The 20,144-nt window shown below is 72.9% G+C and carries 18 protein-coding genes; 5 read left to right on the top strand and 13 right to left on the bottom strand.

Annotated features, from left to right (window positions below; genetic code table 11):
• Window positions 1-105: 105 nt before the first annotated feature.
• Window positions 106-906 carry a recombination regulator RecX gene (recX, locus tag OG802_RS26410; RefSeq protein WP_329414291.1) on the bottom strand — a complete coding sequence of 267 codons (801 nt, stop codon included), beginning with the start codon at window positions 904-906 and terminating at the stop codon, window positions 106-108.
• A 3-nt stretch (window positions 907-909) separates the two neighbouring features.
• On the bottom strand, window positions 910-2,037 hold the full coding sequence (gene recA, locus OG802_RS26405) for a recombinase RecA (protein WP_256920849.1): 1,128 nt from the start codon (window positions 2,035-2,037) through the stop codon (window positions 910-912).
• A 396-nt stretch (window positions 2,038-2,433) separates the two neighbouring features.
• On the opposite strand from recA, the gene OG802_RS26400 reads away from it, so the two are divergent.
• Window positions 2,434-3,201: a hypothetical protein gene (locus tag OG802_RS26400; protein WP_443055460.1), complete on the top strand. Its 768-nt coding sequence runs from the start codon at window positions 2,434-2,436 to the stop codon at window positions 3,199-3,201.
• A gap of 145 nt (window positions 3,202-3,346) precedes the next feature.
• On the opposite strand, the gene OG802_RS26395 is transcribed toward OG802_RS26400, so the two are convergent.
• Window positions 3,347-4,615 (bottom strand): AI-2E family transporter, encoded by a 1,269-nt coding sequence (locus OG802_RS26395; protein ID WP_329414286.1) that lies wholly within the window; start codon window positions 4,613-4,615, stop codon window positions 3,347-3,349.
• Between the two features lie 60 nt (window positions 4,616-4,675).
• On the bottom strand, window positions 4,676-4,870 hold the full coding sequence (locus OG802_RS26390; protein WP_329414284.1) for a DUF3046 domain-containing protein: 195 nt from the start codon (window positions 4,868-4,870) through the stop codon (window positions 4,676-4,678).
• A gap of 78 nt (window positions 4,871-4,948) precedes the next feature.
• On the opposite strand from OG802_RS26390, the gene OG802_RS26385 reads away from it, so the two are divergent.
• Window positions 4,949-5,893: a hypothetical protein gene (locus OG802_RS26385; protein ID WP_329414282.1), complete on the top strand. Its 945-nt coding sequence runs from the start codon at window positions 4,949-4,951 to the stop codon at window positions 5,891-5,893.
• A 247-nt stretch (window positions 5,894-6,140) separates the two neighbouring features.
• Here the strand turns inward: OG802_RS26385 and OG802_RS26380 are convergent, their stop codons facing one another.
• From OG802_RS26380 to OG802_RS26370, 3 genes are read right to left on the bottom strand one after another with little or no spacing between them, the layout of a single operon-like run.
• Window positions 6,141-6,449 (bottom strand): AzlD domain-containing protein, encoded by a 309-nt coding sequence (locus tag OG802_RS26380; RefSeq protein ID WP_329414280.1) that lies wholly within the window; start codon window positions 6,447-6,449, stop codon window positions 6,141-6,143.
• Window positions 6,446-7,249: an AzlC family ABC transporter permease gene (locus OG802_RS26375; protein WP_329414278.1), complete on the bottom strand. Its 804-nt coding sequence runs from the start codon at window positions 7,247-7,249 to the stop codon at window positions 6,446-6,448. The genes OG802_RS26380 and OG802_RS26375 overlap by 4 nt, the downstream gene beginning before the upstream one ends.
• Complete coding sequence (locus OG802_RS26370; protein WP_329414276.1) at window positions 7,138-8,148, bottom strand: AraC family transcriptional regulator; 1,011 nt, start codon at window positions 8,146-8,148, stop codon at window positions 7,138-7,140. The genes OG802_RS26375 and OG802_RS26370 overlap by 112 nt, the downstream gene beginning before the upstream one ends.
• Window positions 8,149-8,437: 289 nt before the next feature.
• Between OG802_RS26370 and OG802_RS26365 the strand changes: the two genes are divergently transcribed.
• The 3 genes from OG802_RS26365 (at window position 8,438) to OG802_RS26355 (ending at window position 15,508) form a co-directional block, all read left to right on the top strand.
• A complete protein-coding gene (locus OG802_RS26365; protein WP_329414274.1) occupies window positions 8,438-13,363 on the top strand; it encodes an ATP-dependent helicase in 4,926 nt (1,641 codons plus the stop codon).
• A 378-nt stretch (window positions 13,364-13,741) separates the two neighbouring features.
• Window positions 13,742-14,584: an Fpg/Nei family DNA glycosylase gene (locus tag OG802_RS26360; RefSeq protein ID WP_329414273.1), complete on the top strand. Its 843-nt coding sequence runs from the start codon at window positions 13,742-13,744 to the stop codon at window positions 14,582-14,584.
• A 159-nt stretch (window positions 14,585-14,743) separates the two neighbouring features.
• Window positions 14,744-15,508: an SDR family NAD(P)-dependent oxidoreductase gene (locus tag OG802_RS26355; RefSeq protein WP_329414272.1), complete on the top strand. Its 765-nt coding sequence runs from the start codon at window positions 14,744-14,746 to the stop codon at window positions 15,506-15,508.
• Between the two features lie 116 nt (window positions 15,509-15,624).
• On the opposite strand, the gene OG802_RS26350 is transcribed toward OG802_RS26355, so the two are convergent.
• From OG802_RS26350 to rimO, 6 genes are all read right to left on the bottom strand, one after another.
• Window positions 15,625-15,888: a hypothetical protein gene (locus OG802_RS26350; RefSeq protein WP_329414270.1), complete on the bottom strand. Its 264-nt coding sequence runs from the start codon at window positions 15,886-15,888 to the stop codon at window positions 15,625-15,627.
• Window positions 15,889-15,922: 34 nt separating this feature from the next.
• Complete coding sequence (locus OG802_RS26345) at window positions 15,923-16,393, bottom strand: Dps family protein (protein WP_329414268.1); 471 nt, start codon at window positions 16,391-16,393, stop codon at window positions 15,923-15,925.
• Between the two features lie 358 nt (window positions 16,394-16,751).
• Window positions 16,752-17,132, bottom strand: a complete 381-nt coding sequence (locus OG802_RS26340) for a helix-turn-helix domain-containing protein (RefSeq protein ID WP_057575292.1) — start codon at window positions 17,130-17,132, stop codon at window positions 16,752-16,754.
• Between the two features lie 109 nt (window positions 17,133-17,241).
• The gene (locus OG802_RS26335) at window positions 17,242-17,787 is read right to left on the bottom strand and encodes a CinA family protein (protein WP_329414264.1); all 546 of its coding nucleotides are present in this window, start codon (window positions 17,785-17,787) and stop codon (window positions 17,242-17,244) included.
• Window positions 17,784-18,617, bottom strand: coding sequence for a CDP-diacylglycerol--glycerol-3-phosphate 3-phosphatidyltransferase (gene pgsA, locus OG802_RS26330; protein ID WP_329414263.1), 834 nt, complete (start codon window positions 18,615-18,617; stop codon window positions 17,784-17,786). Before pgsA ends, OG802_RS26335 begins: the two co-directional genes overlap by 4 nt.
• The gene (gene rimO / locus OG802_RS26325) at window positions 18,614-20,083 is read right to left on the bottom strand and encodes a 30S ribosomal protein S12 methylthiotransferase RimO (protein WP_329414261.1); all 1,470 of its coding nucleotides are present in this window, start codon (window positions 20,081-20,083) and stop codon (window positions 18,614-18,616) included. Before rimO ends, pgsA begins: the two co-directional genes overlap by 4 nt.
• Window positions 20,084-20,144 lie beyond the last annotated feature (61 nt).

Raw genomic sequence — 20,144 nt, 5'->3', positions numbered from 1 at the left:
CACCCTGGGGCTCACGATCCGCGATCCACGGTCGCGGTTCGCGTTCACGGGTTCGTTGTTCCCTCTCCCCCTCCCCCTCCCCCTCCCCACCCCGCCCTCACAGGTTCAGAACCCGTCGTTCTCCAGGAACTCCGTGTCCTCGCCCTCTTCTTCCAACGCCTGCCGGACCACCCGCAGGGCCATGCCCTCGGGGTAACCCTTGCGTGCGAGCATGCCGGCCAGACGACGCAGCCGTCTGTCGCGGTCGAGTCCGCGCGTAGATCGCAGTTTGCGGGCGACGAGCTCGCGCGCCGTCTCCTCCTCCTGTTCGGAGTCGAGGCGGCCGACGGCCTCGTCGATCAGCCCCGAGTCGACGCCCTTGGTCCGTAGCTCCCGGGCGAGGGCACGCCGGGCCAGGCCTCTGCCATGGTGGCGGGACTCCACCCAGGCGTCCGCGAAGGCGCTGTCGTTGATCAGCCCGACCTCCTCGAACCGCGAGAGCACCTCCTCCGCAACGTCGTCCGGGATCTCTCGTTTGCGCAGCGCGTCCGCGAGTTGTTTTCGTGTGCGCGGGGTCCCGGTGAGCAGGCGCAGGCAGATCGCCCGTGCCCGCTCAGCCGGGTCCGCGGAAGACGCCCCCTGCTCGGCCCTCGACGAGGAGGAGTCGCCTTCGTCCTTGGCGGACGGTTCTCCGAAGCCACCCAGACGACGCCCACGGCCCCCGCGTGGACCTCCTTCGGCGCTGCGGCGCCCCGCCCGGCCGCCCCGGGGCCGGGCGTCGTCGCCGTCCCGGGCCCCCTCGTTCCGACGCCGGTCGTGTTGCGGCCGGTCGTCGCCGTCCTGGGCAGGGCCGTCGTCGACCCCGCTCTCCTCCTCGCGAGGGGTGTCGGGGTGGACGTACTCGGCCCAGTCGGTTCGTCGTGTCACGGATCAGCTCTTGGCAGCCGCGGCCTTGGTCTTGGCGGTCTTCGCGGCGGTGGCCGGCACCGCCTTCGCGGCGTCGTCCGACGTGCCGGCAGCCGCCGCGGCGTCCGGGCCCGGTTCGGCGGCGGGCTCTTCGGGACGCACGCCGACGCCCAGCTTCTCCTTGATCTTCTTCTCGATCTCGTTGGCGAGATCGGGGTTGTCCTTCAGGAAGTTGCGGGCGTTCTCCTTGCCCTGGCCGAGCTGGTCGCCCTCGTACGTGTACCAGGCGCCGGCCTTGCGGACGAAGCCGTTCTCCACGCCCATGTCGATCAGACCGCCCTCGCGGCTGATGCCCTGGCCGTAGAGGATGTCGAACTCGGCCTGCTTGAAGGGAGGCGCGACCTTGTTCTTGACGACCTTGACGCGGGTGCGGTTGCCGACCGCGTCCGTGCCGTCCTTCAGGGTCTCGATACGGCGGATGTCGAGTCGCACCGAGGCGTAGAACTTCAGCGCCCGGCCACCGGTCGTGGTCTCCGGGGAGCCGAACATGACGCCGATCTTCTCGCGGAGCTGGTTGATGAAGATCGCGGTGGTCTTGGACTGGTTGAGCGCGCTGGTGATCTTCCGCAGCGCCTGGCTCATCAGACGGGCCTGGAGGCCGACGTGACTGTCGCCCATCTCGCCCTCGATCTCCGCGCGCGGCACGAGTGCGGCGACGGAGTCGATGACGATCAGGTCGAGTGCGCCGGAGCGGACCAGCATGTCCACGATCTCGAGGGCCTGCTCGCCGTTGTCGGGCTGGGAGAGGATCAGGTTGTCGATGTCGACGCCGAGCTTCTTGGCGTACTCGGGGTCGAGGGCGTGCTCCGCGTCCACGAACGCGACCTGGCCGCCGGCCTTCTGCGCGTTCGCCACGGCGTGCAGCGTCAGCGTCGTCTTACCGGAGGACTCCGGGCCGTACACCTCGACCACGCGGCCGCGCGGCAGACCGCCGACGCCGAGGGCGACGTCGAGGGCGGTCGATCCGGTGGGGATGACCTCGATGGGCTCGTTCGGCCGCTCGCCGAGCCGCATCACGGCGCCCTTGCCGAATTGCCGTTCAATCTGTGCGAGTGCGGCGTCCAGGGCCTTCTCGCGGTCGGTTCCTGCCATGGGTTCCACCCGATTTGCTTGAGTCGATCGCTTCACGTCAAAGACGCTAACGCCTGCCACTGACAATGCGCCTCGACGCCCGTTCGGCCTGTGGATAACTCGTGTGCTTACTGCCCCATACCGGGACAGAACACCCACAGAGAGCCTTGCCGAAGCCTCCATCAGAATGGATGTTCGATTTTGGTGTCAAGCGCACCACGCGGCACCTCCGAGGCTACGTTCCCGAGCCCGTGAGGCTCCGGACCCACCGCTTGCTCCCACCGCTTGCTCCCCAGGGTGTACAACGCGTGCCTCCACCCGGACGACGACGGGCCACGGCGCGTCCGGGAGGCTCGGGGCATGGACCTGGACGAGCAGAAGAGCAGGGCATCCCTCGCCGGTGCCGGCCCGGCGATCATGAACCCGTCACCGGACCCCGCGTACGGGCACGCCCGCTCGCCCGAAGGCTTCTACCGGGCGATCGCGCTCCTGCTGGTCCTCTCCGGCCTGTTCCACCTCATGGTGTTCGCCGTGGACGGCGGTCCGTGGAACGGCCCCCTCTCCTGGCGCAAGCCCGTCACCTTCGGCCTCTCCTTCGGCGTGACCCTCCTGGCGGTCGTCGAGGTCACCTCGTATCTGCGGACGGGGCGGCGGCTGCGTACCGCGCTGCTCGGGGTCTTCGCCGCCGACTGCGTCGTGGAGGTCGCGGGCATCACCCTCCAGGCGTGGCGCGGAGTGCCCTCGCACCTGGACATGGAGACGCCCTTCGACACGGCGGTGTCCATGACACTCGCGGTCGGCGGCGGCGTCCTGGTGGTGCTGCTCACCGTGTGCGCCGCGATCTCCTTCCGGCGTCGGCCCACGGGCCCCGCCGGGATGGCGCTCGCGGTGCGCTCCGGCTTCGCGATCCTGCTCGTCGCGCTCGCCTCGGGCGCGGCGATGATCGCGCGCGGTGTGGTGCTCACCCGCACGGGACACCAGGAGGCCGCGTACAGCTCGACGGCGTCGCTCAAGCCTTTGCACGGGGTCAGCCTGCACGCCGTCCTGGTGCTGCCCGCGCTGGCCTGGCTGCTGTCGCGCACGTCCTGGAGCGAGAGGGCACGGCGGGGGATCGTGGCCGCGGCGGTGGGCTGCTACGCGGTCGCGGTCGCCGCGGCCGCGGCATGGGCCGTCCTCACGTACTGAGTCGCGGGCGTCGTCACGCGCGCGCTCCGGCCGCGGGCGGCCCGTTCGTGAGGGAGGCCCCGCCTTCCGGCGTGCCTCGGCCGGTCCTGTCGGAAAGGAACCCGGGACCGGCCACAGGCCCTGCCGTATCTCTCAGCCGTACTCCTCAGCCCGGTCCGCCGGATCTCCGGCGCGGGCCTCGCGTCCGGTCCCGGCCGCGTGCCCACAGCCCGCGCGCGCGGGAGAGCGCTCCCGGCCCCTCGCCGCGGTCACGGTGTCCGTGGACGCGAGGATCGTCCGTGACGGCGTAGCGCTTGACGTAGGCGCCCAGGAACGCCTGGAGGGTGGCCACCGCCGGAATGGAGATCAACGCCCCTATGGCGCCCAGGAGCGCGGTGCCGGCGATGACGGAGCCGAAGGCGACGGCGGGGTGGATGTCCACGGTCTTCGACGTCAGCTTGGGCTGCACCATGTAGTTCTCGAACTGCTGGTAGACCACGACGAAGATCAGCACCCACAGCGCGTACAGGGGCGAGACCGTGAAGGCGATCAGCATGGGCAGGGCGCCGGCGAGATAGGTGCCGATGGTGGGGATGAACTGCGAGACCACGCCCACCCATACGGCGAGCACGGGCGCGTAGGGGATGCCGAGGGCCTCCAGCAGCACGTAGTGCGCCACACCGGAGATCAGCGCCATCAGACCGCGCGAGTAGAGGTAGCCGCCGGTCTTGTCGACGGCGATCTCCCAGGCCCTCAGCACCTCCGCCTGTCTGGCCGGCGGGAGGACGGAGCACAGTGCGCGGCGCAGCCGCGGTCCGTCGGCGGCGAAGTAGAACGAGAACAGGGCGATCGTCAGCAACTGGAAGAGGCCGCCGAGGACCTGGGTGGAGACGTCCAGGACGCCCGCGGCGCTGTTCTGGGCGTACTTCTTCAGCCAGTTGGAGTGGAGCAGGCCCTCCTGGATGTCCACGCGCCTGAGTTCGGTGTGGAACGTGGTGTTGACCCAGTTGATCACCGAGTCCAGGTAGTCGGGGAAGCCCTCGATCATCTTGATGATCTGTCCGGCGAGCATCGAACCGAGCAGGGCGAAGAACCCCGCCACGACGATCAGCAGGCCGAAGAAGACAAGGAAGGTGGCGAGCCCCCTGCGCATCCCCCGGGCGGACATCCGGCTGACCGCCGGTTCTATCGCGAGGGCCAGGAAGAACGCGATGAGGATGTTGAGCAGCAGGCCGATGAGCTGGTGGAAGGCCCAGGTGCCCAGTTGGAACGCGCCGACGAGCGCGAGAGCGAGCACCATGGCGCGCGGGAGCCAGCGCGGCATGCGCGCCGCGTGCCCGGCCTCGCCCTGGTCCGGGGGCTGCTGCGGGGGCGGCGTCGTGCCGGGCGGGGATGCGTTCCGGGCCGTCTGCCCGGTCTCGTCAGTGGGTGCCACGCAGCAAGTCTCGCCTACGCCACCGACAACCGGGGAGCCGCGTGCGGTCTTCGCCCGAGGTCAGCGCATCTCCTGGGGAACGTTCATCACCAGGCACACCACGCGCCACACGTCCTTGGCGTCCCAGCCGTCCGCCAGCGCCTGGTGCACCGTTTTCCCGCCGAGCTCCGCCATCACGTGATCGCGCGCGAAGGTTTCGGCGTATCCCGTGCCGAAGTGCTCGTCCATCCGCTGCCAGAAGACCGTCAACCGCATGCCACCAGTATCCCGCGCGCGGGGGTGGCCCCTGCCGGGACCGCCTGCCGAGACCGCTTTCCGCCCTACGGTCTGACCATGGCCGAAACCGGAGCATCCCCACTCCCCCCGACTCCCCCGGCGCACTCCCCGCTCTTCCGCGCCGAGCACTTCGTCTGGCTGACCGCGCGCGTGCTGGAACAGCGCATCTTCGCGCACGACTTCCTCCACGGCGCCGCCGATCCCGTCGAGACCGCCCTCGACGCCTACCGCAACGAGGACGGTGGATACGGCCATGCGCTGGAACCCGATCTGCGCGGCCCTGTCAGCCAGCCGCTGCACACCGCGCGCGCACTGGGGGTCCTGGACAACATCGGGCGGCTGAACGGGCGGCGCGTGGAGCGGGTGTGCCGCTATCTCACGTCCGTCTCCACACGCGACGGCGCGTTGCCCGCGATCCATCCCAGCCAGCGCGGCTACCCGGCCGCGCCTTTCATCCCGATCGTGGACGACCCGCCCAGCGAGCTCCTGTCCACCGGGCCGGTGGTGGGCCTGCTGCACCGCAACGAGGTGTGGCACGCCTGGCTCTTCAGGGCGACGGACTTCTGCTGGCAGGCGGTGGACTCCCTCGAGCGGTCCCACCCCTACGAGGTCCGGGCCGCCGTGGCCTTCCTGGACTCCGCTCCCGACCGCCCGCGCGCGGAAGCGGCAGCCGACCGCCTGGGCCGACTGGTGCGCGACGAGCGGCTCGTCGCCCTGGACCCGGACCACCTCGACCTGTATCCGGTCGCCCCCGGCTACGCCCCGGGCGAGCACCACTTCCCGTACGACTTCGCGCGGACGCCGCAGTCGCTCGCGCGCGCGTGGTTCACCGACGAGGAGATGGCACGCTCCCTGGACCACCTCGCGGACGCGCAGCAGGAGGACGGCGGCTGGCCCGTCCGCTGGCGTCGCTGGGCGCCCGGCACGGCGCTGGAGGCACGTCCCATGGTGACGATCGAGGCGCTTCGCACCCTGCGGGCCTACGGCCGCGGCGTCGGCTGACCGCCGGCCCGGCCCGCCGGCACCCGTTCACCGCGCCACGCCGCGCCACGCCACGCCACCCGCCGCGCCACGCGCGCCACGCCGACGGCTCCTACCGCCCTCTCCTCCGCGCCCCTCCCGCCGCTTCGACCGAACTCGCCGCGTTCATCACTCTCGCCGTTCTCAGGGTCGTGCCCCCTGCCGGCGCCGCTTCCGCTCACCGGCGGACAGCGCGCCCCGCCGACGACCCGCCCCGCCGACGACCCGCTCACCCCCCGATGGCCCGGACGCCCGCCGTGACCACCACGGCGGCCGCGACCACCAGCAGGAAGGGCGCCCGCAGCACGAGGGCGACGACGGCCGCGGCGAGCCCCGCGGCCCGCGCGTCCAGGACGAGGGCGCGGCCGTCCGCGAAGGTCTGCTGGGCCGTGAGGGCGGCGAGCAGGGCGACGGGGAGGAGGGCCGCGAAGCGTCTGACGAGAGGCCGCTCCAGGACCCCCTCGGGAACGAGCAGTCCGGCGAGTTTGACGGCATAGCAGCCGAGTGCGGTCGCACCGATCGCGATCCAGGTGTTCACCGTTCCTCCTCCTGTCCTGAGTCGCCCCGGCCGGCGGCCGGTTTCCCGCGGGAGGCCTCCCGGCCGGCCGCGCGGCGGCCCTCGGCGTACAGCACGGCCGGCGCGGCGAGCGCGGCCGCCAGGACGGGCACTCCGGCGGGCAGAACCGGCAGCAGGCCGAGTCCCAGGAGCACCGCGAGTCCGGCGACGGCGCGCTCGACGGCTGATGTCAGCATGGGCGCGAGCAGCGCCAAGAAGACGGCGGGTCCGGCCACGTCGAGTCCCCACGCGTCGGTGTCGCCGAGGGCCTCGGCGCCGAGCGCGCCGAGCAGCGTGGTGAGGTTCCACAAGACGTAGAGGGTCAGTCCGGTGACGGCGAAGCCGAGGCGTGCGGCCCTGCGCCCCGGCTGGGCCAGCGAGACCGCCGTCGTCTCGTCGATCACCCAGTGGGCGGCGAACGGGCGCACCGCGCGCGGGAGGGCCAGCGACTGCGACAGACGCAGGCCGTAGAACGCGTTGCGCACGCCCAGGAAGAAGGCGCCCGCGGCCGCCGTCAACGGGTTGCCGCCCGCCGCCAGGGCTCCGACCAGCGCGAACTGGGACGCGCCGGTGAACACCAGGAGGCTGAGCGCACAGGTCTGCCACACCGTGAGTCCGCTGCCCGCCGAGGTCACGCCGAAGGCGAACCCGGAGAGTCCCACGGCGACCCCTACGGCGAGGGCGTCCCGTACGACGGCGCCGTCCGGTTTTCCCCCGGCGTCCGCATGGGTGCCCGGGTGGGCTGCGTCGCCGCCTGCTGCGTCGGTGTGAGCTGGGTCCATGTGAGCTGTGTCCGTGTGAGCTGTGTGTTCTGCCACGCCCCGGACGCTAGGGGCGCCGGTCCTGCCGAGTCTTGTACGTTCTTGCGCTCCCGCTGGTAGGCGCCCGGCGGGACTCCCACGATGCGGGCGAAGTGGCGGTTGAGGTGGGGCTGGTCGGTGAAGCCGACGGCGACGGCCGCCTCGGCGGGCACCGTGCCCGCGTCCAGCAGCCGCCGTGCCCGCCGTACCCGCGCGTCGGTCAGCCAGGCGTGGGGCGGCAGCCCGTAGGTGTCCCGGAAGGCCCGCAGCAGCGCGAACGAGCCGGTGCCCAGGTCCTCGGCCAGCTGCTCCAGCGTCGGCGGATCGACCAGCCGGTCCTCCAGCGCGGCACGCGCGCGTGCGGCGATCCGGGCCCCCGCCGACCGGATCTCCCGTTGCGGCAGCGGTCCGCCGTTGAGCCGCAGCAACCGTGTCACCGCCACCCTCAGCAGGGTGTCGGCGGCCAGTGCGTTGCCCTCCTCTGCGGCCCGGAGCACCCGATGCACGAGCGTGGCGGCATACGGGTCGTCGAGCACGGGACGGACGAAGCCCGCGGCTCCGCGCAGGGTCGTCGTCTCGGCCGCGATGCCGGCCACGACGTCCGGCGAGGGGTACACGGCCCCGTAGCGCCAGCCCTCCGGGACGCCGGCCCGCCCGGTGTGCGGGGTGTCCGGGTTGACCAGCGCGAGGGCTCCCGCCCCGGCGTACTGGTCGGCCCCGCGGTGGGCGAAGACCTCCACCCCTTCGGCTATGGCGGCGATCACGAAGTGCTCATGCGTGTGCCGCACGAACGTCTTGCGGACGTAACGGGCACGCAGCAGGTCGACGCCGGGCAGCTCGGCATACCGCCAGTGCCGTGCCAGCTCACCCGAATCCGCCATGACCCCATTCTCCGCGACGCCCGGAGTTTGCCCACTCGCCTCTCCTCCCTCCCTTCCTCCCTCCTCTCCGTCCGGCCTCCTCCGACCGCGCCCGCCGCGCCGCACCTCCGCCCCGCCGTGCACCCCACCTCACGCCGCTCCCACCTCACGCCGCTCCCGCCCCAGGCCGCCCCGCCGTACGTCCCACGCCGCCCACGCCGCACGCCGCCCCGTGCCGAGGGGTCGCGCCACGTCGGCGGTGAAGCCGCAGGTCAGGGCCATTGTCAGTGGTCGGGTGCAGGATGGACGCATGGTCAGCTCCGCACACCGAGCCCTCGACGGCTTCTCCCCCGCGACCCGCGGCTGGTTCACGGGGGCGTTCTCCGCGCCCACCGCGGCCCAGGCGGGCGCGTGGCAGGCCATCGGTGAGGGCTCGGACGTGCTGGTCGTGGCCCCGACCGGCTCCGGCAAGACCCTGGCCGCCTTCCTCGCCGCGCTGGACCAGCTCGCCTCGACGCCCCCGCCCGCCGACCCGAAGAAGCGCTGTCGCGTTCTCTACGTCTCCCCCCTCAAGGCCCTGGCGGTCGACGTCGAGCGCAACCTGCGCAGCCCGCTGACGGGCATCCGCCAGGAGTCCGTGCGTCTGGGGCTGACCGAGCCCGAGGTCAGGGTGGGCATCCGGTCCGGCGACACCCCGCCGGCCGAGCGCCGGGCGCTGTCCACCCGCCCGCCGGACATCCTGATCACGACCCCCGAGTCGCTGTTCCTGATGCTGACGTCGGCCGCCCGTGACGCGCTGACGGGCATCGAGACGGTGATCCTGGACGAGGTGCACGCCGTGGCGGGCACCAAGCGCGGCGCTCACCTCGCGCTGTCCCTGGAGCGGCTCGACGAGCTGCTTCCGAGGCCGGCCCGCCGCATCGGCCTGTCGGCCACGGTCCGCCCGGTCGACGAGGTGGCGCGCTACCTGTCCCCGCACCGCAAGGTGGAGATCGTCCAGCCGAAGTCCGGCAAGGAGTTCGACCTCTCGGTCGTGGTCCCCGTGGAGGATCTGGCCGAACTGGGCGGCTCGCCCGTCGCCGACGGCTCCGAGGGCGCGGAACGCCCGTCTATCTGGCCGCACGTCGAGGAGCGGATCACCGACCTCGTCCAGGCTCATCGCTCCACGATCGTGTTCGCCAACTCCCGTCGCCTCGCCGAGCGCCTGTGCAACCGGCTCAACGAGATCGCCTACGAACGGGCGACCGGCGAGCCCCTGGACGAGCACCACTCCCCCGCACAGCTCATGGGCGGCTCGGGCGCGGCCCAGGGCGCTCCGGTCGTCATCGCGCGCGCCCACCACGGCTCCGTCTCCAAGGAACAGCGCGCGCTCGTCGAGGAGGACCTGAAGGCGGGCAGGCTCCCCGCCGTGGTGGCCACCTCCAGCCTCGAACTCGGCATCGACATGGGCGCGGTCGACCTGGTCATCCAGGTGGAGTCGCCGCCTTCGGTGGCGTCCGGCCTGCAACGGGTGGGACGGGCGGGGCACCAGGTGGGCGCGGTGTCGACCGGCGTGGTCTTCCCGAAGTACCGCGGCGACCTCGTCCAGGCGGCCGTGGTCACCGAACGGATGCGCACCGGCTCCATCGAGTCGCTGCGGGTCCCCGCCAATCCGCTGGACGTCCTGGCGCAGCAGCTCGTCGCGATGACGTCGCTCGACACCTGGCAGGTGGACGACCTGCTGACGACGGTCCGCCGCGCGGCGCCCTTCGCCTCGCTCCCGGAGTCGGCGTTCACGGCCGTCCTGGACATGCTGGCCGGCCGATATCCGTCCGACGCGTTCGCGGAGCTGCGCCCGCGCGTGGTGTGGGACCGGGTCGCCGGCACGGTCACCGGTCGTCCCGGCGCCCAGCGCCTGGCCGTCACCTCCGGGGGCACGATCCCCGACCGGGGCCTGTTCGGCGTGTTCCTCGCGGGCTCCGACCCCAAGAAGGGCGGCGGCCGGGTCGGCGAGCTGGACGAGGAGATGGTCTACGAGTCCCGCGTGGGCGACGTCTTCACGCTCGGCACCAGCTCCTGGCGGATCGAGGACATCACCCGCGACCGCGTCCTGGTCTCCCCCGCCCCCGGCGTCCCTGGCCGGCTGCCCTTCTGGAAGGGCGACCAGCTGGGGCGGCCGCTGGAACTGGGCCGGGCGGTGGGCGCGTTCCTGCGCGAGGTGGGCTCCCTGCCCAAGGACGACGCCCGGCTCCGGCTGCTCACCGCCGGGCTGGACGCGTGGGCGGCCGACAACGTGCTGTCCTACCTGGAGGAGCAGCGCCAGGCGTGCGGGCACGTCCCGGACGACCGCACGATCGTCGTGGAGCGTTTCCGGGACGAACTGGGCGACTGGCGGGTCGTCGTCCACTCCCCGTTCGGCGCCCAGGTCCACGCCCCGTGGGCGCTCGCCCTCGGCGCCAAGCTCTCCGAGCGGTACGGCATGGACGCCCAGGTCATGCACGCCGACGACGGCATCGTGCTGCGGTTGCCCGACGCCGACCTCATGAGCCTGGACCTCCTCGACCACGAGCCGGTGAAGGCGGGCGCCGAGTACGACGCTGAGCAGGCGCCCGTCGGCGCGGCGGACGTCGTCTTCGACAAGGGCGAGGTCGACCAGATCGTCACCGACCAGGTCGGCGGTTCGGCGCTGTTCGCAGCCCGCTTCCGCGAGTGCGCGGCCCGCGCGCTCCTGCTGCCGCGCCGCAACCCCGGCCGGCGCACACCGCTGTGGCAACAGCGCCAGCGCGCCGCTCAACTGCTCCAGGTGGCGAGCGAGTTCGGCTCGTTCCCGATCGTTCTGGAGGCGGTCCGCGAGTGCCTCCAGGACGTCTTCGACGTGCCCGGCCTCGTGGAGCTGATGGGCGACCTCGAGTCGCGCAAGGTGCGCCTGGTCGAGGTCACCACCCCGGAGCCCTCCCCCTTCGCCCGCTCCCTGCTGTTCGGCTATGTCGCCCAGTTCCTCTACGAGGGGGACTCCCCGCTCGCCGAACGGCGGGCCGCCGCCCTCTCCCTGGACTCCCGGCTGCTCGCCGAGCTGCTCGGCCAGGCCGAACTGCGCGAGCTGCTGGACGCCGACGTCCTGGCCGAGCTGGAACAGGAACTGAGGTGGCTCACCGAGGACCGCCGCGTGAAGGACGTCGAGGGCGTCGCCGACCTTCTGCGCCTCCTCGGTCCGCTCACCGACGCCGAACTCGCCGAGCGAGGCGCCGAACCGCACTGGGCGCAGGAATTGGCCGTCGCCCGCCGCGCCATCCGGGTCCGCGTCGCCGGCGCCGAGCACTGGGCCGCGATCGAGGACGCGGGCCGCCTGCGCGACGCGCTCGGCACGGCCCTGCCGGTCGGCGTGCCGGAAGCGTTCACGGAACCCGTCAAGGACCCCCTGGGCGATCTCCTCGCCCGGTACGCCCGCACCCACGGCCCCTTCACCTCCACCGCGGCGGCCGCCCGCTTCGGCCTCGGCGTGGCGGTCACCGAGGGCGCCCTCCAGCGGCTCGCGGCGGGCGGGCGCGTCGTCCAGGGCGAGTTCCACCCGGCGGGCATCGGCCAGGAATGGTGCGACGCGACGGTCCTGCGCCGGCTGCGCCGCCGCTCCCTGGCGGCCCTGCGGCACGAACTGGAGCCCGTGCCGCCGCCCGCGCTCGCCCAGTTCCTGCCCCAGTGGCAGCACATCGGCCGGGGGCACTCACTGCGCGGCGTCGACGGCCTGGTGCGTGCCGTGGAACAGCTTCAGGGAGCGTCGGTGCCCGCCTCGGCGCTGGAGAAGCTCGTCCTGCCGTCCCGCGTACGCGACTACACCCCGGCGATGCTCGACGAACTGACCGCGGCCGGAGAGATCGTCTGGTCCGGGGCCGGCGCCCTCCCCGGCAAGGACGGCTGGGTCTCGCTGTACGTGGCCGACGCCGCGCCCCTGCTGCTCCCCCCGCCGCACCCTCTGGAGCTGACGGCGCTGCACCAGTCCGTCCTGGACGCGCTGTCCGGCGGTTACGGCCTGTTCTTCCGTCAGATCGCCGACCGGGTCCGCGCCACCACCCATCCCGAGGCCACCGATCCCCAACTCGCGGACGCGGTCTGGGACCTGGCCTGGTCCGGCCGGCTCACCAACGACACGCTCGCCCCGATGCGCTCCCTGCTGGGCTCGGGCCGCACGGCCGGTTCCACCGCCCACCGCGCCAAGCGCACCGTCCCGCGCGGGCGCTACGGCTCCCTGACGGCCGCGGCCCGACCGGCCTCCCGCAGCGGCCCTCCGACGGTCGCGGGCCGTTGGTCGCTCCTGCCCGTCCTCGAGCCCGACCCCACGGTCCGCGCTCATGCGCTCGCCCGCACCCTCCTGGACCGGCACGGCGTGGTCACCCGCGGCGCCGTCGCCGCCGAGGGCGTCGAGGGCGGCTTCTCGGCGACGTACCGCATCCTGTCCGTCTTCGAGGAGAGCGGTCAGGCCCGGCGCGGTTACGTCGTCGAGGGCCTGGGCGCCGCGCAGTTCGCCATGGACGGCGCGGTGGACCGGCTGCGCGCGGTGGCCAACGCCCGGGACCGCGGCGAGCCCCTGCCCTCCGCGAGCCCTGCGGCGGGCGGCCCGGACGACTTCGTCTTCCCCGACGGCTCCCCGTCGGACGACGTCTGGGACACCGCCGACCCCGACACCCCGTTCGCATCGCCCTTCGGCGCCCGGCCGGCCGCCGGCTCGCGCGACGGATACGTCTCGCCCCGCGACTTCGCCTCTCCGGGCGCCGGCGGCCCACGCGGCGGCGGCTTCTCCGACGGCGGCCCGCCGGAGCGTTCCCGCCGCGGCCAGGTCCAGAGCCGCGGCGCAGGCGCCCACGCCGCACGGGCCGTCGTCCTCGCGGCCGCAGACCCGGCCAACGCCTACGGCGCGGCCCTGGGCTGGCCCGAGCCGCCCAGCGGCGCCGGTCACAAGCCGGGCCGCAAGGCAGGCTCCCTGGTGGTCCTCGTCGACGGGGAGTTGACGCTCTACATGGAGCGTGGCGGCAAGACGCTGCTGGCCTGGCCGTCCGCCCCGGACACCGAGGAAGCACCCGGCGACGACCCACGCCTGCGCGCCGCGGCCGAGGCCCTGGCCGAGGCGGCACGCGCGGGCTCCCTCGGCACGGTCACCGTGGAGCGCGTCAACGGCGCCTCCGCCCTCACCTCCCCCATCGGCAGCCTCCTGGAAGGAGCCGGCTTCATCGCGACCCCCCGAGGCCTGCGCCTACGCGCCTGACAACCTCATGCCCCTGCCCCTGCCCCCGCCCCCGCCCCTGCCTCGGTCCTTGCCCTCGGTCCCGGTCCCGGCCGAGTTTCCTGGCTCCTGCCCACGTCCCCGGAGCCCACGGCACCCATGCACCGCATGCACCGCCTCGCCCCGCACCTCAGCACCCAACCCTGCCCTCCTTCGCACCTCATCGACCCAAGCCCAAGCGAACCCCACCACGCCCATACCCCCAGCCGCGACGGCTCGGCCCCGGCACCCCTCGCCGCGACACCCCGTCCGGCCCCTGGCCGCCCGCCCCACCCGGCCTCGGTCCCCGGACGGCCCCGCTCCGGGCCCCAGGGCGATCGCCGCGCCCTCCCGTTCCCTCGCTCGTGTCACCCTTGACCCATGCCCGAAGGTGACACGATCTGGCAGGCCGCGAAGCGTCTGCACGACGCCCTCGCGGGAAAGGTGCTGACCCGCTCCGACCTGCGCGTGCCCAAGTACGCGACAGCCGACCTCACCGGCCGCGCCGTTCTCGACGTCACCGCGCGCGGCAAACATCTCCTCACGCGCGTGGAGGGCGGCCTGACGCTCCACTCGCATCTGAGGATGGACGGCGCCTGGAAGATCTACGCGAGCGACGAGCGCTGGACCGGCGGCCCGGTCCACCAGATCCGGGCGATCCTCGGCGTCCACGACCGCAACGCCGTCGGCTACCGCCTCCCCGTCCTCGAACTGCTGCGCACCGCCGACGAACAACAGGCCGTCGGCCACCTCGGCCCCGACCTGCTGGGTCCCGACTGGGACGCCGAGCGGGCGCTGGCCAACCTCGCCGCGGCCCCCGACCGCCCGCTGGGCGAGGCACTCCTCGACCAGCGCAATCTGGCCGGCATCGGCAACGTCTACAAGAGCGAGCTCTGTTTCCTCCTGGGCGTCACGCCCTGGCTTCCGGTCGGCGCGCTCCCCGCCGACCGCACCGCGAAGCTGCCCGTGCTGGCGAAGAAGCTGCTGGAGGCCAACCGAGACCGCCCGGTCCGCAACACCACGGGACGCCGCGCCCCGGACCTGTTCGTCTACGGCCGCACACCGCGCCCCTGCCTGCGCTGCGGAACCCGGATCCGGGTCGCCGACCAGGGCGACGGCTCCCGCGAGCGCCCGACCTACTGGTGCCCCACCTGCCAGACGGGCCCCGCCCCGGCGCCGGGCTCCGCACCGACGCACCGCTTCCGTTCCCGCACACTCCCGTAAGTGCACCCTCCCGTCCCCGCACCCGGCCTCGTCGGCGCACCCCAGCCCCCACCGTCGCGCCGACAGCGCACGGGGACCGACCACCCGTCTGCCCGTCTGCCCGTCCACCCGACGTCACGACAATTGACGGGCCGTCAGAAACACTCGTACCGTCGCTTCATGGCCGTGAAGGCGTACGACCTCACCGGACGCACCGCGTTCGTCACCGGCGCCGCGAGCGGGATCGGCCGCGCCTGCGCCGTGCTGCTCGCCCAGGCGGGCGCCACCGTGCACGGAGCCGACCGCGACGCGCAGGGCCTGCACGAGACGGCGGCCCTGATCAAGGAGCACGGCGGTACCGCCCGCACCCACCACCTCGATGTCACCGACCGGGGCGAGGTCCGCCAGGCGGTGGAGTCCTGCGGACGGCTGGACGTCATGGCGGCGGTGGCGGGGATCATGCACAGCAGCCCGGTGCTGGAGACCCTGGACGAGGATCTGGACCGGGTCTGGGCCGTCAATTTCAAGGGCGTGCTCTACGCCTGCCAGGAGGCGGCCCGCCTGATGCTGGCGCGCGGCTCCGGCGGCAGCATCGTCACCATGGCCTCGGGCGCCGTGGACACCGGCGGCCCCGGCCTCCTCTGCTATGGCGTGGCCAAGGCGGCGGTGGTCCAGTTGACGAAGACGCTGGCCACGGAGGTCGGTCGGCACGGCATCCGGGTCAACGCGGTCGCGCCGGGCTGGATCCGCACTCCGATGACCGATCGCCACGACGCGGGCGCGCAGGCGCACACCGAGGCGCTCATGGCGCGCATGTCACCGCTCGGCCGGGTCGGCGAACCGCAGGACATCGCCCACGCGGTCCTCCACCTGGCCTCGGACGCGTCGGCGTTCACCACGGGCCAGATTCTCCGCCCGAACGGCGGCGTGGCCATGCCCTGGTGACCGTGCGGCCCATCACCCCCAGCCGCACCACTCACCCCGACACCGACAGCCGCCACCCGGCGCCCGGCATGCCCCATCCCCCTCTCCCCTCTCGGCCCCTCACATTCCCGCCGTCCTCACCCCCGCGGTCGCTCAGCCCTCCGCCACGCGGTCCTCCACCGTCCCTGCGCGACGACGCCCGCCGCTCGCGCCTTGGCCACGCAGTGCACCGGCAGCAGGCTCAGCCCCCAGCCTCCCGCGGCCACCGCCCCCTCCAGCGGCCCGGCGTCGTGCGTGACGGCGAGTCGCACCACGGCCCACCACCACAGTGCGCCCAGAGCCAGGCTCAGGACCGTGCCCAGTCCGGAGACGGTCCCGCGCCCCGCTATGCGCGCCGCCATGGCCGTCACCACCTCCAGCTGAGCCCTCCCGGGGTCACGCGCTCTCCGCCTGGAACATCCAGTGGTGCTTCTCCAGATCGCCGGTGATGCCGATGAAGATGTCCTGGCTCACGGGGTCGGCGTCGCCCGTCGCGGCCACCCGTTCCCGCATTCGGGTGATGACGGCCCCGAGCGCGGCGACGAGTGTCCCGACGGCGTCGGAGTCCTTGACCCAGCCGGCCGACACGGCGGTGATCCCGCTGCCCGCGGCCACCGTCGACGCGCGTCCGTCCGGTGAGACGCCGAGCGCGGAGGCGCGTTCCGCCACCGTGTCGGAGTGGGTGCGGGCGACGTCGACGACCTCGTCGAGCTGGAGGTGGACGGAGCGGAAGCGGGGCCCGACGACGTTCCAGTGGACCTGCTTGGCGACGAGCGACAGGTCGACGAGGTCGACGAGCGCCCCCTGCAGCGCCTCGGACACGGTCCGCAGGTCGGTGTCGGACAAGGGACTCTTCACGACGTTCATCGGTACCTCCGGTGTCTTCGGCTCCCGCGGTGCCCCTCCACGATGACCTCGGCCTCCGGCACCGGCAAACGGACCCCCGGCCGGTCGGGCCGCTTCCGCCCGCACCCCGAACACACCGGGACCGCCCCCGCAGGCTCGCTGTCCTGCCCGGAGCGCGCCCCCGGAGCGTGCCCCCGGAGCGCGCCCCGCAGGGCGCGGGCGAGCCGTGTCCGCGACTCCGTCCCGGGACGCGAAAAACCCCGACCGCACCTTCTCCGGTTCCCTCCGGAGAAGCCCCGGCCGGGGCCCCACACTGCCTGTGCACGTACCGTGCGAACGTCGTACCTGTCCGGGCCTCAGCGGCCCGGGCGCACTGATCTCACGCGGCGACCACGTCCACCGCCTCGGCGGGCGCCTTGATGGTCACCCGCTCCGGTGGCACACCGGTCACCGACACGGAACCCAGCATCGGACGGACCGACGTGGGGACAGGCTGGCTGGGAGTGGCCGCTGCCGACTGTGCCAGCTCGGCGAGGGCGAGCTCGTCGCTCACTTCCCGCATGAGCTCGGACATCCGTACGTCCAACGCGTCGCAGATGGCGGAGAGCAGTTCGGAGGAAGCCTCCTTCTGCCCCCGCTCCACCTCGGAGAGATAGCCGAGTGAGACTCGGGCGGACGAGGAGACTTCGCGCAGAGTACGGCCCTGGCGCTGGCGCTGCCGACGCAGCACGTCACCCAGCAGGCGACGGAGCAGAATCATCGGTGGCTCCCTCCTCGGACCGCGTAGCCGCATCCTTCACGCCCCACCGTACCGCCTTGCGCTGCGGCCGTGCGGGGAGCGATGTCGTGTTCACTCAGGGCTGCAAACATCAAAACCCCCCGTTCTGTTCCGTATCCTGTGCCCGCTCATTCCCGGCGTGTTCGCCCGCAAGCTCTCTCAGAAGCAGTGCGAGTACGCTCCGTACACTCTCTCTACGAATTTCCGCCCGGTCGCCGTTCAACCGCAGGGCTTCCACTTTTCCGCCGCCGGCGGAACCGCGATCCGTCCCGCACGGTCCGTCGACCGCCACGAAGACCGTCCCCACGGGCTGTCCGTCCTGAGGGTCCGGGCCGGCCACGCCGGTGGTCGCGACGGCCCAGTCGGCGTCGAGCGCCGTGCGGGCTCCGGCCGCCATCTGGGCCGCGACCTGCGCGTCCACGGCGCCGCGGGCCGCCAGCAGGCCGGGGTCGACACCGAGCAGCCGGTGCTTGAGCTCGGTGGCGTACGCCGTGACCGAGCCCCGGAAGACCTTGGACGCGCCGGGGACCGACGTGATCTCCGCCGCGACCAGGCCACCGGTGAGCGACTCGGCCACAGCGAGCGTCTCACCTCTCACTGTCAGTAGTCGCACCACATCGGCGGCCGGGGAGTTCACGCTCGGGTCTCCTCCGAGGCGGCCTTGCGTTCCGCGATTCCCTGCCGGCGCAGCACGATGGCCTGTCTCACATAGTCGAGCCCGGTCGCCACGGTCAGCACGACGGCCGCGCCCATCACCCAGAACCTGAGGGTGGCCAGCCATCCCGTGAGCGCGAGGACGTACATGCCGACGGCGATGCCCTGGGTGAGCGTCTTCAGCTTGCCGCCCCGGCTGGCCGGGATGACGCCGTACCGGATGACGAGAAAACGCAGCAGGGTGATGCCGAGTTCCCGGCCGAGGATGACGATCGTCACCCACCACGGCAGGTCGCCGAGCGAGGAGAGGCAGATCAGCGCCGCGCCCATGATCGCCTTGTCGGCGATGGGGTCGGCGATCTTCCCGAAGTCGGTGACGAGGTTGTACGTCCGCGCCAGGTGCCCGTCGAACAGGTCGGTGATCATGGCGATGGCGAAGGCGGCCCACGCGAACGAGCGCCACGCGGGGTCGTAGCCGCCGTCGGCCAGCATCAGCGCGACGAAGCCCGGCACGAGGATCAGCCGCAGCATCGTCAGGAAGTTGGCGATGTTCCACACGCTCGCCTGGTTGACGGCGGCGGCCGCGATCTTCGCGCCCCGCGGCGGCCGTGCGGACTCCTGCTCCCCGGCGGTCCCCGGCACGTCCCCGACGGCGGTGCCCTCGACGTCCGTGACCGCGGTCGCGCCCACGGGCTCGGCCGCGATCGCCTCGGCCTGCGCGGACCGGGGGGCCTGCGCGGGCTGGACGGCCTCGGGCTGCGTGGCCGGGGCACGGGAGGAGCCGTCGGCGGCCGACGCCGGAACACCCGTCATCTGCCCGCCTCCTCACTACACCCGAACGAGCCCGGCAGAGGCTCGGCGACCAGGTCGACGCCTTCCGTGCCGACCACCTTCGCCTCGACCATACGGCCGACGTCCAGGCCCTCGCCCGGCGTGAGCAGCACCTGGCCGTCGGTCTCCGGCGCCTGGTGGGCGCCGCGGCCGTGCACGCCCTCGTCGTCCACCGACTCCACGAGGACGTGGACGGTCTCGCCGACGCGCTCCTCGGCCCGCTGCGAGACGAGTTCCTCGGCGAGCCGGGAGACGCGGGCGAGGCGCTCGGCCACCACGTCGGGGTCGAGCTTGCCGTCGTAGGTGGCGGCCTCGGTGCCGTCCTCGTCGGAGTAGCCGAAGACGCCGATCGCGTCCAGCCTCGCGCCGTCGAGGAAGCGCTCCAGCTCGGCCAGGTCGGCCTCGGACTCGCCGGGGAAGCCCACGATGAAGTTGGAGCGCACGCCTGCCTGGGGTGCCTTGCTCCGGATGGTGTCGAGCAGTTCGAGGAAGCGGTCGGTGTCGCCGAAGCGGCGCATGGCGCGCAGCACGCCGGGCGCGGAGTGCTGGAAGGACAGGTCGAAGTAGGGCGCGATCTTCGGCGTCGAGGTGAGCACGTCGATGAGGCCGGGCCGCATCTCGGCCGGCTGGAGGTAGCTGACGCGCACCCGCTCCAGGCCGTCGACCTCGGCGAGCTCGGGCAGCAGCGACTCCAGCAGGCGGATGTCGCCCAGGTCCTTGCCGTAGGAGGTGTTGTTCTCGGAGACCAGCATGATCTCCTTCACGCCCTGCTCGGCGAGCCAGCGCGTCTCGTTCAGCACGTCGCTGGGCCGGCGGGAGATGAAGGAGCCGCGGAAGGACGGGATGGCGCAGAAGGAGCAGCGCCGGTCGCACCCGGAGGCGAGCTTGACGGAGGCGACCGGTGCGCCGTCCAGGCGGCGGCGCAGGGGCGCGCGGGGGCCGGACTGCGGGGCGACGCCCTCGGGCAGGTCGGTGGGCGCACCGTGCCCGGGCAGGGCCACGTCGCCCGCCGACTGGCGCTCGGCGGGGCTGACCGGCAGCAGCTTGCGCCGGTCGCGCGGGGTGTGCGAGGCGTGGATGCCGCCGTTGAGGATGGTCTGGAGGCGGTCGGAGATGTCGGCGTAGTCGTCGAAGCCGAGCACGCCGTCCGCCTCGGGCAGGGCCTCGGCGAGTTCCTTGCCGTACCGCTCGGCCATGCAGCCCACGGCGACGACGGCCTGGGTTCTGCCGTGGCTCTTGAGGTCGTTGGCCTCCAGCAGGGCGTCGACGGAGTCCTTCTTGGCGGCGTCGACGAAGCCACAGGTGTTGACGACGGCGACGTCGGCTTTCTCGGCGTCCTCCACGAGCTGCCAGCCGTCCGCCTCCAAACGGCCTGCGAGCTCCTCCGAGTCCACCTCGTTACGGGCGCAGCCAAGGGTGACGAGTGCGACGGTACGGCGTTCAGGCATGGGCTCAAGACTACTTCGTCTCACGGACAGCCCACGTCGACGGGGTTGACGATCTTCGTCG

The organism is Streptomyces sp. NBC_00704, assembly GCF_036226605.1.
GTDB lineage: Bacteria > Actinomycetota > Actinomycetes > Streptomycetales > Streptomycetaceae > Streptomyces.
This window is presented reverse-complemented; position numbering and strand designations above follow the sequence as displayed.

Coding starts and splice junctions, on each gene's coding strand:
- recA (WP_256920849.1), bottom strand. CDS start 2,037: ATGGCAGGAACCGACCGCGAGAAGGCCCTGGACGCCGCACTCGCACAG.
- OG802_RS26400 (WP_443055460.1), top strand. CDS start 2,434: ATGAACCCGTCACCGGACCCCGCGTACGGGCACGCCCGCTCGCCCGAA.
- OG802_RS26390 (WP_329414284.1), bottom strand. CDS start 4,870: ATGCGGTTGACGGTCTTCTGGCAGCGGATGGACGAGCACTTCGGCACG.
- OG802_RS26385 (WP_329414282.1), top strand. CDS start 4,949: ATGGCCGAAACCGGAGCATCCCCACTCCCCCCGACTCCCCCGGCGCAC.
- OG802_RS26375 (WP_329414278.1), bottom strand. CDS start 7,249: ATGGACCCAGCTCACACCGACGCAGCAGGCGGCGACGCAGCCCACCCG.
- OG802_RS26370 (WP_329414276.1), bottom strand. CDS start 8,148: ATGGCGGATTCGGGTGAGCTGGCACGGCACTGGCGGTATGCCGAGCTG.
- OG802_RS26365 (WP_329414274.1), top strand. CDS start 8,438: ATGGTCAGCTCCGCACACCGAGCCCTCGACGGCTTCTCCCCCGCGACC.
- OG802_RS26360 (WP_329414273.1), top strand. CDS start 13,742: ATGCCCGAAGGTGACACGATCTGGCAGGCCGCGAAGCGTCTGCACGAC.
- OG802_RS26355 (WP_329414272.1), top strand. CDS start 14,744: ATGGCCGTGAAGGCGTACGACCTCACCGGACGCACCGCGTTCGTCACC.
- OG802_RS26350 (WP_329414270.1), bottom strand. CDS start 15,888: ATGGCGGCGCGCATAGCGGGGCGCGGGACCGTCTCCGGACTGGGCACG.
- OG802_RS26345 (WP_329414268.1), bottom strand. CDS start 16,393: ATGAACGTCGTGAAGAGTCCCTTGTCCGACACCGACCTGCGGACCGTG.
- OG802_RS26340 (WP_057575292.1), bottom strand. CDS start 17,132: ATGATTCTGCTCCGTCGCCTGCTGGGTGACGTGCTGCGTCGGCAGCGC.
- pgsA (WP_329414263.1), bottom strand. CDS start 18,617: ATGACGGGTGTTCCGGCGTCGGCCGCCGACGGCTCCTCCCGTGCCCCG.
- rimO (WP_329414261.1), bottom strand. CDS start 20,083: ATGCCTGAACGCCGTACCGTCGCACTCGTCACCCTTGGCTGCGCCCGT.